Annotated in this window: 13 protein-coding genes; 6 read left to right on the top strand and 7 right to left on the bottom strand. The window is 70.9% G+C overall.

All coding sequences use genetic code 11. The annotated features are described in order from the left end of the window. The first annotated feature begins 47 nt into the window (after positions 1-47). A complete protein-coding gene (locus tag ABCR94_RS23845; RefSeq protein ID WP_347121984.1) occupies positions 48-1,580 on the top strand; it encodes a S8 family peptidase in 1,533 nt (510 codons plus the stop codon). Between the two features lie 65 nt (positions 1,581-1,645). Next, positions 1,646-3,202, top strand: coding sequence for a S8 family peptidase (locus ABCR94_RS23840; protein WP_347121983.1), 1,557 nt, complete (start codon positions 1,646-1,648; stop codon positions 3,200-3,202). A gap of 96 nt (positions 3,203-3,298) precedes the next feature. Here the strand turns inward: ABCR94_RS23840 and ABCR94_RS23835 are convergent, their stop codons facing one another. The 7 genes from ABCR94_RS23835 to ABCR94_RS23805 all read right to left on the bottom strand — a co-directional run bounded on the left by ABCR94_RS23835 (position 3,299) and on the right by ABCR94_RS23805 (position 10,343). Beyond that, complete coding sequence (locus tag ABCR94_RS23835; protein WP_347121982.1) at positions 3,299-3,964, bottom strand: lysoplasmalogenase; 666 nt, start codon at positions 3,962-3,964, stop codon at positions 3,299-3,301. Next, positions 3,961-5,064 carry a sterol desaturase family protein gene (locus tag ABCR94_RS23830; RefSeq protein ID WP_347121981.1) on the bottom strand — a complete coding sequence of 368 codons (1,104 nt, stop codon included), beginning with the start codon at positions 5,062-5,064 and terminating at the stop codon, positions 3,961-3,963. Before ABCR94_RS23830 ends, ABCR94_RS23835 begins: the two co-directional genes overlap by 4 nt. A gap of 132 nt (positions 5,065-5,196) precedes the next feature. Beyond that, entirely contained in the window at positions 5,197-5,859 is a 663-nt protein-coding gene (locus ABCR94_RS23825) for a VIT1/CCC1 transporter family protein (RefSeq protein WP_347122047.1), read from the bottom strand. A gap of 144 nt (positions 5,860-6,003) precedes the next feature. Further along, the gene (locus ABCR94_RS23820; RefSeq protein ID WP_347121979.1) at positions 6,004-7,263 is read right to left on the bottom strand and encodes an amidohydrolase family protein; all 1,260 of its coding nucleotides are present in this window, start codon (positions 7,261-7,263) and stop codon (positions 6,004-6,006) included. Then, a complete protein-coding gene (locus ABCR94_RS23815; RefSeq protein ID WP_347121977.1) occupies positions 7,263-8,543 on the bottom strand; it encodes an amidohydrolase family protein in 1,281 nt (426 codons plus the stop codon). Before ABCR94_RS23815 ends, ABCR94_RS23820 begins: the two co-directional genes overlap by 1 nt. Positions 8,544-8,661: 118 nt before the next feature. Beyond that, complete coding sequence (locus tag ABCR94_RS23810) at positions 8,662-9,546, bottom strand: SDR family NAD(P)-dependent oxidoreductase (RefSeq protein ID WP_347121975.1); 885 nt, start codon at positions 9,544-9,546, stop codon at positions 8,662-8,664. Further along, complete coding sequence (locus ABCR94_RS23805) at positions 9,546-10,343, bottom strand: acetoacetate decarboxylase family protein (protein ID WP_347121973.1); 798 nt, start codon at positions 10,341-10,343, stop codon at positions 9,546-9,548. Before ABCR94_RS23805 ends, ABCR94_RS23810 begins: the two co-directional genes overlap by 1 nt. Before the next feature lie 144 nt (positions 10,344-10,487). On the opposite strand from ABCR94_RS23805, the gene ABCR94_RS23800 reads away from it, so the two are divergent. The 4 genes from ABCR94_RS23800 (at position 10,488) to ABCR94_RS23785 (ending at position 13,373) form a co-directional block, all read left to right on the top strand. Then, positions 10,488-11,141, top strand: coding sequence for a TetR/AcrR family transcriptional regulator (locus ABCR94_RS23800; protein ID WP_347121972.1), 654 nt, complete (start codon positions 10,488-10,490; stop codon positions 11,139-11,141). After that, positions 11,138-12,124 carry a DEDDh family exonuclease gene (locus ABCR94_RS23795; RefSeq protein WP_347121971.1) on the top strand — a complete coding sequence of 329 codons (987 nt, stop codon included), beginning with the start codon at positions 11,138-11,140 and terminating at the stop codon, positions 12,122-12,124. Before ABCR94_RS23800 ends, ABCR94_RS23795 begins: the two co-directional genes overlap by 4 nt. 64 nt (positions 12,125-12,188) lie before the next feature. Beyond that, entirely contained in the window at positions 12,189-12,422 is a 234-nt protein-coding gene (locus ABCR94_RS23790; protein WP_347121969.1) for a metallothionein, read from the top strand. Between the two features lie 156 nt (positions 12,423-12,578). Continuing rightward, a complete protein-coding gene (locus tag ABCR94_RS23785; protein WP_347121967.1) occupies positions 12,579-13,373 on the top strand; it encodes an SURF1 family cytochrome oxidase biogenesis protein in 795 nt (264 codons plus the stop codon). The last annotated feature ends 45 nt before the right edge of the window (positions 13,374-13,418 follow it).

Here is a 13,418-nt window from a genome sequence, read left to right as displayed (position 1 = left end):
TGTGCACCCCGCGCAGGAGCGGTCCTCACGGATGATGTGGAGAACCCATGGCTCATCTGGGATCCAGACGGCAGCGCGTGCTCGCCCTGCCCGTCGGACTGGCGCTGACGGCCTCGCTCGGCTTCCTGCCAGGGGCGGTCGCCACGGCCGCCGCACCGCAGGACGGCCCGGCCACCGCCACCGCCGCCCCGACGGGACCGAAGCTGTCCTACGTGGTCAACACCAAAGGCGGCCACAGCAGGTCGGTCAAGAAGGCGATAGCCGAGGCCGGCGGGACCGTGGTGACGGCGTACGAGCAGATCGGCGTCATCGTCGTCCACTCGCAGAACCCGGACTTCGGCAAGGAGATACGCGGGGCCAAGGGCGTGTCCTCGGCCGGCGCCACCCGCACCGCGCCGCTCACGCCGGTCGGTATCACCGAAGAAGGCACCACCCAGAAGCTGTCCGCGGCCGAGGCCGCGAAGGCCGCCGCGGCGGCGGAGCCGGGCCAGGAGCCTCTTGAGGCCAACCAGTGGGACCTGCGTTCCATCGGGGCCGACAAGGCCGCCAAGATCAACGACGGCAGCAGCAGGGTCACCGTCGGCGTGATCGACACCGGGGTCGACGACACCCACCCGGACCTCGCGCCCAACTTCTCCAAGTCCCAGTCGGCCAACTGTGTCGGCGGGGTCGCGGACTCCTCCGAGGGCGCGTGGCGCCCGTACACCGACGGCAGCGACCACGGCACGCATGTCGCGGGCACGATCGCCGCCCCGCGCAACGGTCTGGGTGTCGCCGGAGTCGCACCGGGTGTCAAGGTCGCGGGCATCAAGGTCAGTGAGCCCGGTACCAGCCTCTTCTTCACCGAGGCCGTCGTCTGCGGCTTCGTGTGGGCGGCCGAGCACGGCATCGACGTGACGAACAACAGCTATTACGTCGACCCGTGGATGTTCAACTGCAAGGACGACCCGGACCAGAAGGCCCTGCTCGACTCGCTGACGCGCGCCACCTCGTACGCGGAGCGCAAGGGCGCCCTGAATGTCGCGGCGGCGGGCAACTCGAACTACGACCTGTCGGCCGACTCGCTCGTCGACACGTCGAGCCCCAACGACTCCACGCCGGCCACCCGCACCATCGACCCGTCCGAGTGCCTCGACGCGCCGACCCAGCTGCCCGGCGTGGTCACCGTCACCGCGACGGGTGACAAGGGCGTCAAGTCGTACTACTCCAGCTATGGCTACGGCGTGGCCGACGTGGCGGCTCCCGGTGGGGACAAATACCAGATCCCGGGCACGCCCGACGCCAACGGCCGGGTCCTTTCGACCGTCCTGAACGGCGGTTACGGCTACAAGCAGGGCACCTCCATGGCCACCCCGCACGTGGCGGGCGTCGCGGCGCTGCTCAAGAGCGCGCACCCGAAGGCGAGTCCCGCGCAGCTCCAGAAGCTGCTCAAGAAGCAGGCGGACAACCCGGGCTGCCCGAGCCACGTCTACGACGCGGCCGGCAACTGGGTCGAGGCCACCACCTGCGAGGGCGGCGAGCGCGTCAACGGCTACAACGGCTCCGGCATCGTCGACGCCCTCGACGCCGTGAAGAAGTGAATCTCCCCGGAAATCGCCCCGAAGCAGTGGCTCTCCCCCGTCCGCCCCGAAGAACCGGAGATCTTATGACGTCGCCCCGCACCCACTGGTCCCGCCGGACCGTGGCGATACCCGCCGGCCTGGCGATAACCGCCGCTCTGGCCTTCCTGCCGGGGACCGCCGCCGCGACCACCGCGCCTTCGGCCGATGCCGCGTCCTCCCCGGCGGCCGCCCTGCGGAGTGCGGCGGGTACGCCGCTGAGTTACGTCGTCAATGTGCGCCCCGGGCACGGCAACGCGGCCAAGGTGAAGAAGGCCATCGCCAAGGCCGGCGGCAAGGTCGTCGAGGCGTACGACCAGATCGGCGTGATCGTCGTCCACTCGTCGGACGACACCTTCGCGAAGACCATCCGCAAGGCCAAGGGCGTCCAGTCGGCGGGTGCCACCCGCACGGCGCCGCTGCCCGCCCAGTCCACGAAGGACGTCGGCACTCCGAAGGCGCTGATCGGCGCGCAGGCCAAGGCGGCGTCCACGAAGGCGGTCGCCGGCGAGGACCCGCTGCAGCCGTTGCAGTGGGACCTGCCCGCCATCAAGGCGGACCAGGCCCACAAGAAGACGCTCGGCAGCAAGAAGGTCACCGTCGCGGTGATCGACACGGGTGTCGACGACACCCACCCGGACCTCGCGCCGAACTTCGACCGCGCGGCGTCGGTCAACTGCGTGACGGGCAAGCCGGACACGACGGACGGCGCCTGGCGCCCGTCCGCCGAGGAGAGCCCGCACGGCACGCATGTGGCGGGCGAGATCGCCGCCGCGAAGAACGGCGTCGGTGTCACCGGTGTCGCGCCCGGCGTCAAGGTCTCCGGCATCAAGGTGTCCACGACGGCTGGCTTCTTCTACACCGAGTCGGTCGTGTGCGGGTTCATCTGGGCGGCCGAGCACGGCGTCGATGTGACCAACAACAGCTATTACACCGACCCGTGGATGTTCAACTGCAAGGACGACCCGGACCAGAAGGCGCTCGTCGACGCCATCACCCGGGCGTCGCTGTACGCGGAGAAGAAGGGCACGGTGAACGTCGCCGCGGCCGGCAACTCGAGCTTCGACCTCGCCGCGGACACGATCAACGACACCACCAGCCCGAACGACTCGACGCCGGTGGACCGTGACATCGACCCGTCCGAGTGCCTGGACGCGCCGACCCAGCTGCCCGGTATGGTCACCGTCGCGTCGACCGGGGCCAAGGGCATCAAGTCCTCGTTCTCCAACTACGGTCGCGGCGTCATCGACATCGCGGCCCCCGGCGGCGACAGCACGGCCTACCAGCCGCCGCAGGCCCCCGCGACCAGCGGCCTGATCCTCGGCCCCGTGCCGGGCGGCCAGTGGGCCTACATGGCCGGTACGTCGATGGCCTCCCCGCACGTGGCGGGTGTCGCGGCGCTCATCAAGAGCACGCACCCGCACGCCTCGGCGGCGAGGGTCAAGGCCCTCCTGGCGGCGCAGGCCGACAAGACGCCGTGCACGGACCCGTACGACATCGACGGCGACGGCAAGATCGACGCGGTGTGCGAGGGCGGCAAGAACTACAACGGCTTCTACGGGGTCGGTATCGCCGACGCCCTGGACGCGGTGACCAAGAAGTAACGCACGTTCGTTGCACAGGTATGGGCCGCCCGGTCTCCGGGCGGCCCGTTCGCGCGTCCGGAGGGACCGTTCTCAAGTCCGGGCGGCCCGCTGCCCTCAGGTCCGGACCGTGTCGCCCGCGGCCGGGCGGGGACTCAGGGGCGTGGCCGCCTGCCGGGCGAGTACGCCGGTGGTCAGCAGGTACTGCGCCGCCACATAGGTGAGCATGATCCAGAAGTCGGGCACGGGCAGTTGGGGCCACTCGGCGACACCGGTGGCGATGAGGGTGTCGGAGAGCAGGAAGAGCGCGCCGCCGAGCCCGGCGTACAGCCCGAGGCCGCTCGCCCGCAGCGCCATGACGGTGAGCAGGAGGCTGTATCCGGCAACCGGCACGCGCAGTTCGGCCGGCAGGTCGGGCCAGAGCAGCACGACGGTGGCGACGAGCGCGACGGCGTATCCGGCGGCGAGGTACGGATTGGTCCGCGTTCGGCGGAAGAGCAGCAGGTAGCAGACGTGACCGGCGGCGAAGGAGCCCATGCCGGCCATGAAGGCGGGGTCGGCGTCGAAGAGCAGGAAGACATCGCCTCCCCAGCCGAAGAGCAGCGCCACGACGAGCAGGGCGGGGCCGCCGCGCACGGCGGCGTACGCGGCGAGCAGGGGCATCAGCAGGGGCTTGGCGATCTGGTGCCCGAGGTCGGCGCCGGCCAGCAGCGACACGAGATCGGCGGCGGTCGCGACGGCGAAGGCGGCGAGGAGGAGACGCGCGAGGTCGGCGCGCCTCATGCGGCGGGCTCCGGCTGCTGGATGCCTGCGGCCTCGGGGGCGGGGGGTGCGGCGACGACCGGCTGGGCGCGAGCCCCTGCGGCCGGGTCGGCGACCGGCTCGGCCTCCCGCCCGGCAGCCGCCTCGGCGCTCGGCTGGGCACTCGGCTGGGCGGCATTCCCCGCGCCTGGCCCGGCGACCCGCTCGGCAGCGGGCCCGCCACTCGGCGCGGGCATCGGCACGGGCGTCGGCACGGCGACCGGCTCTGCCGCCGGTGCAACGCCCGGCCCGGGCCCCGGCTGCCAGCCGGGGCCGCGGAAGACGCGCCCCGCGCGCTCGCGCCAGCTCGTCGCGGCGCGTACGTCGCGGGCGATGGCGGCGTACTCGTGCGTCGCGACGCGCAGCGGGTTGTACGTCTCGATGTTCTTCGTCAGGCCGTAGACGGGCCGCTCGGTCTCGGCCGCGAAGGAGCCGAAGAGCCGGTCCCAGACGATCAGGATGCCGCCGAAGTTCCGGTCCAGGTAGCCACCCTGGGACGCGTGGTGGACCCGGTGGTGCGAGGGCGTGTTCAGGACATATTCGAAGGAGCGCGGCAGCTTGTCGACCCGCTCGGTGTGGACCCAGAACTGGTAGACGAGGTTCGCGGACGAGCAGAACGCGAGCGCGGCCGGGTGCACGCCGCAGGCGATCATCGGCAGATAGAACGGCCAGACGGTGAGGGACGTCCAGGGCTGGCGGAGCGCGGTGGTGAAGTTGAAGTTGCGACTGGAGTGGTGCACGACGTGGCAGGCCCACAGGATGCGGATGACGTGGTGGCCGCGGTGCGACCAGTAGTAGAAGAAGTCCTGAGCGAGCAGCATCAGCAGGATCGTCCACCACAGGACGGGGACGCGGGCGGGCGTCAGCTCATACACCGCCATGTAGATCGCGACAATCGGGATCTTCCAGAGAATGTCGAACGCGATGCTGCCCAGCCCCATGCCGACGCTGGTGGCGGCGTCCTTCGTCTCGTACCCGACGGCGTCCTCGTCGGGATGCAGGCGGTAGCTCACCACTTCGATCACGGTGAGCAGGACGAAGGCAGGTATCGACCACAGCACGACATCGGGCAGGTTCGGCATGCCCGCACCTTAAAGGCGGGGCCGAGCGTCCCGCTAGGGGTTGTTACCGACAAGTATGTAAGACGTGATGTCAGCGGGCTGGGCGGTTCCGGTGGGAAGCGGGGGATGCCCGACGGAGCGGCTCGTCCACCGTTACTGGACCCCCGCCGCGCCCAGCAACGACCCCACCCCGTACGTCACCGCCATGGCCAGCGCCCCGCCCGCCATGTTGCGCAGCACTGCCGGTCGGGGCGGCGCCGTGCCCAGGCGGGCGCTGCCCCAGCCCGTCACGGCCAGGGCGACCAGGACCGAGACCACCGTGACCGGCAGCCGCCAGGACGCGGGCGGCAGGATGATCGCGAGCAGTGGCAGCAGCGCGCCCAGCGTGAAGGCGACGAAGCTCGCGCCCGCCGCACGCCAGGGGTCGGTCAGGTTGTCCGGGTCGATATTGAGCTCCACGCGCGCGTGCGCCCGCAACGCGTCCCGCTCGGTCAGCTGCTCCGCAGCCTCCCGCGCCACGTCCGGTGACAGACCGCGCGCGGACAACAGCCGCGTCAGCTCGGCCAGTTCCGCCTCCGGCTGTTCCCGCAGCTCGCGCGTTTCCTGGGCCAGTGCCGCCTTCTCGGAATCGCGCTGCGTCGAGACCGACACGTACTCCCCCGCGGCCATCGACATCGAACCGGCCAGCAGGCCCGCCAGCCCCGCCGTCAGCAGCACGGCGCGTTCGTCCGTCGCGCCGGCCACGCCGACGACGATGCCCGCGGTGGAGACCACCCCGTCATTGGCCCCGAGCACCCCGGCGCGCAGCCAGTTCAGCCGGGCGCCGAGGCCACCGCCGTGCGTTTCCTCGTGGGTGTCGGTGTGGCCCTCGCCGTGGGCCTCTCGGCCGCGCGCCCGGTCGGGGGCCCCGTCCTGGTCGTCCGTCGTATCGGTCACCCGGCGACGGTCTCACCCGCCGCTTCACCAGACGCGTACCGACCCGCCCGGCGCGAACGCGGGGCTGGTCGCCCCCTGCGGGATCTCCTTCAGCGGCTCGTCGATCTCCGCCACCGTGGGGCCGACCCGCTCGGCGATCCGGTCGAGCGCCGCGAGGTCGAAGCCGTACACACGGGCCGCGTTGCCGCCGACCATGGTCGCGATCTCTTCCCTCGGCAGACCGGCGTAGGCGATCCGCAGGCCTTCGCGGGAGTACGGCGTGGTGCCCTCGTCGTGGGGGTAGTCGCAGCCCCACATGATCTTGTCGAGGCCGATCCGGTCGCGCAGCGGGACCTCGTGCGGGCGCATGAAGCTGGCACCGACGAAGCAGTTGTCGCGCCATACGTCGCTGGGGCTGTTCCCCATCGAAGCGGCAAGGCCCGCACCGAACTTGGACTCCGCGGTGGCGGCCCGGGAAGCCGCCGCGACCAGACGGGAGTGGTAGTAGTCGAGCATCTCGACGACCCCGGGGATCCAGCCGGAGCCCTGCTCGGTCAGGACCAGTTTCAGTCCGGGATGACGGCGGAACGCCCCGCCGAAGATCAGGTGCCACAGCGCCCGGTGCGAGAACCAGGTGGTCTCCACCATGAAGACGGCGCGGGCGGCCGGTTCGTCCCCCAGCGGCGGGGATGCGGACCCGCCATGGTGGTTGACCGGTACGTCCAGCTCCTCGCAGACCGCCCAGAGCGGGTCGTACGTCTGCGAGTAGAGCTCGGGGATGCCCGACCCCGGCGGGGCGCCGGGCAGCAGGATGCCGCCGGTGAGGCCGGCCTCCTTGATCCGGCGGACCTCCCGTACCGCCTCGTCCACGTCGTTGAGCAGGATCTGGCCGACGCCCGCCCGCCGGCCGGGCACCGCGTCGCAGAAGTCCGCCAGCCAGCGGTTGTGGGCGCGCAGCCCCGCCCAGCGCTGCTCGTACTCCTCCTTGGACGGTGCGGGTGCCATCAGTGAGGCGCTGGGGAAGAAGGGCGGGATGGTGTTGGGGAAGACGACCTCGGCGACGATGCCGTCGGCCTCCAGCTCGGCGACGCGGCGAGCGGAGTTCCAGTTGCGGTCAGCCGTGTCCGAGAGGAGGTCCTCGTACGGGTTGACGTACGTCGCCGCCCAGGCGTCGAAGTCGTCACGGTGGCGCCTCTCCAGGTACGGCCTGTAGTCGAGGAGGTCGGCGCCCGCGTGGCAGTCCGCGGAGATGACGGTGTAGCGGTCCTGAGGGCTGTCCTGAGGGCTGTCCTGGTGGCTGTCCATCACAGGACCCCCAGCTGCGGGAAGTCGTGGTCGGTCAGCCAGTGCCTGCCCACCTCGCGGGACTTCGCCCAGGAGGCCTCGACCGCCGGCTGGTCGGCGCTCTGACCGAGGTCGTCGGGCGTCGGGCCGATGCGCTCGGCGACCGGGGCGAGCTTCGCCGTGTCGAAGCCGAAGACATCGGCGGCGGCGAGGCCGAGCATCCGCCGGGTCTCGTCGACCGGGATGTCATGGAAGGTTTTCCGCAGCCACGCGCGCGTGGCGGGCCAGGTGCCCTCGGGATGCGGGAAGTCGCTGCCCCAGAGGATGTTGTCGACGCCGATCTCGTAGCGCTGGGCGAGCTCGCGGCGCTTGGTGTTGGTGGCACAGATGAAGACCTGACGGTCCAGGTACTCACTCGGCGGCCGTTTCAGCTCCGCGAACGGTGACAGCTTCTTTCCGCCGTGCGCGCCCAGATACAGCCGGTCCATGAACCACAGCTGGTTGGGCAGCCACCAGCAGCCGGACTCCGCGACGCCGAACTTCAGCCCGGGGTGACGCTCGAAGACGCCCGACCAGAGCAGGAACCACAGGGGGCGTGAGGGCCACCACGTCACCTCGGATACGTAGATGCCGAGATGGTCGCCGTATTCGTGGCGCGGTGCGGCGCCCGAGTGGGTGACGATCGGCATCCGCGTCTCGGCTGCGGCCGCCCACACCGGGTCGTAACGCCGGTCGTGGTACGGCGCCTTGTCGACCCACATCGAGGGGATCATCAGCGCGCCCAGCCCGGACTCCTTGGCCCGGTACACCTCGGCGACAACACGGTCCACCTCGCCCGTGATGGGCAGCAGGGCGACCCCGCAGTGCCGTTCGGGGTGCTCCGCCACGAACTCGGCGAGCCAGCGGTTGTGGGCCTGCGCGCCCGCCATGCCGAGGTCGGGGTCCTGGTCGCCGGAGAGCCCCAGGCCCACCCCGAAGGGGGCCGCCGTCTGACTGTCGACGGCATCGGCGTCGGGGAAGACGACCTCGGCCGCCACCCCGTCGCCGTCGAGCTCCTTGATCCGCTGCGCGGTGTCCCAACCGCCGCGCAGCCCTTCCTCATTGTCCTGGAACCACTTGGTGGCGAAGGCCTCGTTGCGTACGCCCAGGCGCGTCATCTCCTCGCGGCGGGCGCCCCGCTGTCCGAGGAATTCATCGAAGGGCCGGTGGAAGGCGCTGTCCAGATAGGGCCGGTACTGCTCGGTCGGCAGTCCGGCGTGGCAGTCGGAGGAGATGATCAGGTACGGGTCCCGCTCTGTCATCACACACACCTCGGTCGGATGAAAGGGGTCGAAGCGATCGAGCTGGTCGAGCCGGTCGCGACCAGCCGAGCGGTCATGACAGGCCCGCGGCAGGCCCGTGGCAGGCCTATTTCATGCCTCAGTCGAGAATGAAGTTCTCCAGGTACGACGGGTCGGCGCGGTCGAGCATCGACTGCGACCTGGCCCGGATCTGCCGGTCGCTGTGCTCGCTCGCCGGCAGCATCCAGAAGCGGTCGGCCCTGATCCCGTCCACGACGACCTCGGCGACCTGCTCGACCGGCGTGAACTCGATCTCGTGCCCGGCCTCCCGCATCGCCGACTCCCACTGGCCGAGGCTGCGGTACGGCGTCCTGCGGGGCCGCTCCTTCGCGTACCGCTCGGGCCGGTTGCGGTGCGACTCCCACAGCCCGGTGCGCAGCATGTGCGGTCCCGGGAAGAGCACCGAGGCGCCCACTTCCGCGCCCTCCGCCTTGAGATGGGCGTACAGCGACTCGGTCATCGTCACGACGGCCGCCTTGGTGACGGCGTACACGGAGGCGGTCGGCAGTGGCGCGATGCCGCCGTCCGCCGACGACGTGTTGACGACATGGCCCGGCTCGCCGCTCGCGATCATCCTCGGTACGAATGCCTGGATGCCGTGGAAGACACCCCACACATTGACCGCGAACGCCCACTTCCAGTCGTTGGGTTCGTGCTCCCACATGCGGCCCTCCGCGCCCGACCCGACGCCTGCGTTGTTGCACAGCACGTGCACCGCACCGAAGGCCTCGTAGGCCGCGTCCGCGAGCGCGACAACACTGGCGCGTTCGCTGACATCGACGGCGCGCGCGAGCACCTGCGCGCCCCCTTCGCGCAACTCGGCCGCCGCCTTTTCCAGGGCGCCCTCCTCCACATCGGCGAGGACGACCTTCAGCCCCTCGTCCGCGAACCGGCGAGCCATCGCGAGCCCAATGCCGCTCGCCGCACCCGTCACCACGGCGACCTGTCCCTCCCGCAGCTCCATCAGACGCTCCCCTCCGGCGGGCCGTCGAAGATCTGCTGCGGGTCGTCGTAGCGCTGGTGGATGTACGGCAGCAGCGCCTGCGCACTCACCCGCTCGACGACCCTGCCCCGCTGGTCCGTCGTCTTCTCGCCGATGGTGATCTCCACCAGTCGGCGTACGGGCAGGTCGGCGATGGGGTCGTACATCGACTCACGCAGCACCACGTCGCCCGTGATCCGCTCCAGCCTGCGCACCTTCTCGTTGCGCGTGCAGTGCACCAGGACCGGGTCGGCGTCAAAGCCCCGACCGTCCACCGCGGGAAGGAACTTGAAGTAGAAGTCGACCTTCTCGGCCGGCTCGGGCAGCGGCAGCGCCCCGTCCACTGCGCCACGCACCTCGACGAAGGCGATGCCGTGCCGCGCGAGGGAGGCCCGTACGACCAGGCCGTCACGCTCGACGCTCACCTCGCCCAGCTTCTTGGGCTCGCCGAACACTTCGCGGCCACCGATCAGGGCCCGTTCGTGGGTCATCGGCATCACGAGCGGGTACCAGCCCACGACCCCTCCGTGCTCGGCGGCGACCGCCACCGAGCCCGCGCCCAGCGGGTAGCCGGGCAGATCGACCTTGCTGATGTTGGCCCGTACGAGCGGGCGCGAAGTGGGCTTGAGCGGCGGCGGCAGTACGGCCGCCACCGCGTCGGGGTCGCTCTCCCAGAGCGCCACCACGCCGGTGGACCAGATGTCGGGGAGCTTGGAACTCGCTGCGCGCGCCGCCGCGATCTCGGCTTCGGTGCGCGGTCCGTACCGTACGCGTGCCATGCCGTACCACCCTTGGTCGATCGTGCCCGGGGCCTGCCTGAAACAGCACTGCCTGAATCGCGCCGTACCCTCAAGTCCTGTAACACTGTTACACCGCGTCGTCGAAGGGTAAAGAGCCGTGCAGGCAACAGAATTGGGGATGCCATGACGAGACCGACGCTGACCCGCGAAAAGGTCGTGGACGCCGCCGCGCGCCTCGTCAAGCAGCACGGCCCGCAGGCCCTCACCATGCGCAAGCTCGCCGCCGAGCTCGGCACCGCCGTGACCTCCATCTACTGGCACATCGGCAACCGCCAGTCGCTGCTCGACGCCCTCGTCGAGCGCACCGTCGACGAGCTGGCCGAGATCCGTCCGCGTGGGCGCACGCCCCAGGAGCGCATCGTGTCCGTCGCGCGCGCCCTGCGCCGCGATCTGCGCGACCATCCGCATCTCGTCGCGATGGTCCACGAACGCGGGCTCACCGAGCGGATGTTCCTGCCCGCCCAGCAGGCCCTCGTCCACGAGGTGCACGCGGCGGGGGTGCGCGGCGCGCGGGCCGCCGAGGTCGTACGGGCCGTCCAGTTCCAGGTGGTCGGGTACGTCCTGGTCGAGCGCAACCGTGAACGCGCCCCGGCCCAGCACCCCGGCGAGGAGGACCTGTGGGACGCGGCGACGGCGGAGAACGACCCGGCCCTCGCCCGCGCACTGGCGCGCCCTGTCGACTCCGAACGGCTCTTCGTCAACTCCGTGCGGGCGCTTGTCGGCGCTCTGCTCACCCGGGGTGGCAAAACTGTCAGTGATGGCCCGTATCCTCAGTGACCATGCTCGAAGACCACACGACAGCAGCGCCGTGGCCGACCGCCTACCCACAGGGGTACGCGGTCGTCGACGTCGAGACCACCGGCCTCGCGCGCGACGACCGGATCATCTCCGCTGCCGTCTACCGGCTGGACGCCAGAGGCAATGTCGAGGATCACTGGTACACGCTGGTCAACCCCCAGCGCGACCCCGGGCCCGTCTGGATCCACGGGCTGACCACCGATGTCCTCGAAGGCGCCCCGCTCTTCCCGGAGATCGCGGGCCAGCTGTCCGAGCGGCTCGACGGCCGGGTCCTGGTCGCGCACAACGCGATGTTCGACTGGTCGATGATCTCCCGGGAGTACGCACGGGCGGCGCGTGTCGCGCCCGTGGCGCAGCGGCTGTGCACCATCGCGCTCTCCAAGGAGCTGCGGCTGCCGCTGCCCAACCACAAGCTGGAGTCGCTCGCCGCGCACTTCGGTGTGGTGCAGCAGCGCGCGCACCACGCCCTCGACGACGCGCGTGTGCTGGCCGAGGCGTTCCGCCCGAGCCTGCACGCGGCGGCCCGCGACGGGGTGCGGCTGCCGTTGCTCGAATGCCTGCCGCTGACCGAGTGGTCGGACTCCCCGGCGAGGCCCCGGATCGGTTATCAGGCCTCCGCGCCCTCCGCGTACGGGCAGGGCAGCTGGCGGCCGTCCCGCAAGCGGGTGGCCTGCCCGTATCCGAATCCCGGGCGGTACGAGCCGGGGAAGCTGCTGAAGCAGGGCATGCGGGTGGCGTTCTCCGGCGACACCTCCGTGGACCGCGAGCTGCTTGAGGACCGGGCGGTCGAGGCCGGACTGCACATCGCGACGAGCATGTCGCGGCTCACCAGCCTGCTCGTCACCAACGACCCGGACTCCGCCACCTCCAAGACGGTCAAGGCCAAGACTTTCGGCACACCCGTCGTCGACGAGGCCGCTTTCACCCAGCTGCTGAGGGATGTCACCCCGGCAGACGGGTGACTGCCGGGCGACTCGCCCACCGCCGGCTCGCGCCACCGGCGCCCCGCGTCCCACCCTGTGGCGCATGGCACGTTGCGAGGTCTGCGGAAACGACTACGGCATGTCCTTCGAGGTGCACGCGCAAGGCGCGGTGCACGTCTTCGACTGCTTCTCCTGCGCCATTCACCGCATGGCGCCCATCTGTGAGCACTGCCGGTGCCGGATCATCGGCCAGGGCGTGGAGGTCGAGAGCCACTGGTTCTGCGGCGCCCACTGCGCCCGCGCGGAGGGGAAGGTGGGCATCGTCGACCGAGTCTGAGCCTCCCCGGGCGCTGCCCCGCGGCCGGCCGGACCAGGGGGTGTCCCACGGGATCCGCCGGACACTCCCGGACCAGGGGGTGTCCCACGGAGATCCGTCGGACACTCCCCAGACCCACCGACCGCGGGACAAACCCCGCCAGGTACCGTCTTCAGCGTGTACCGCTTCCTGTTCTCCCGGCAGTGGGTGATCCTCACCCTTCTGGTTCTGCTCCTCGTCCCCGCGATGATCGAGCTGGGATTCTGGCAGCTGCACCGCCATGAGCACCGGGTCGCGCAGAACAAGCTGATCTCGGACAACCTCAGGGCCGAGCCCCTCGCCATCGGCGACATCACCTCCCCCGGGCACAGCGTCCCGCGCGCCGACTACTGGCGCCTGGTGTCCGCCACCGGTACGTACGACACCGGGCACGAGGTCGTCGTACGGCGCCGGACCTCCGCCGACGACCAGGTCGGCTATCACGTCCTGACCCCCCTGATCCTCAAGGGCGGTGACGTCGTCCTCGTCAACCGCGGCTGGGTCCCCTTCGGCGCCGACCAGAAGGCCTACCCCAAGGTTCCGGCCGCCCCCGAGGGCGAAGTCACGGTCACCGGGCGCCTGAAGGCCGACGAGACCGAAGCGGGCAGCGGCATCAAGGACCTGGGCGGGCTGCCGCCCCGTCACATCATGCTGATCAACAGCGCCCAGCAGGCGAAGGCGCTCGGCAGGCCCGTCCTCGGTGGCTACATCGAGCAGACCGAGCCCGTCCCCGGCCCCAAGCCCGAGCTGGTGCCCGCACCCGACGCCGAGTCCATCGGCCCGCACATGGCGTACGCCGTCCAGTGGTGGCTCTTCACCGCCGCGGTACCGGTCGGATGGGTGATCCTGGTACGCCGCGAACTGCGCGACCGGGCCCAGGCCGCCCGGACGGGCGACGGCGACCGGGCCGAGCCCGCCACCGCTTCGGCGTAACACCTGCCCCGCTTAGCACAGGGCCAGTGCGGGAAGACGGCACTG

It is taken from the genome of Streptomyces changchenzhani (assembly GCF_039766235.1).
Lineage (GTDB): Bacteria > Actinomycetota > Actinomycetes > Streptomycetales > Streptomycetaceae > Streptomyces.
The sequence above is the reverse complement of the archived record's forward strand: the minus strand, read 5'-3'. Positions and strand labels throughout refer to the sequence as shown.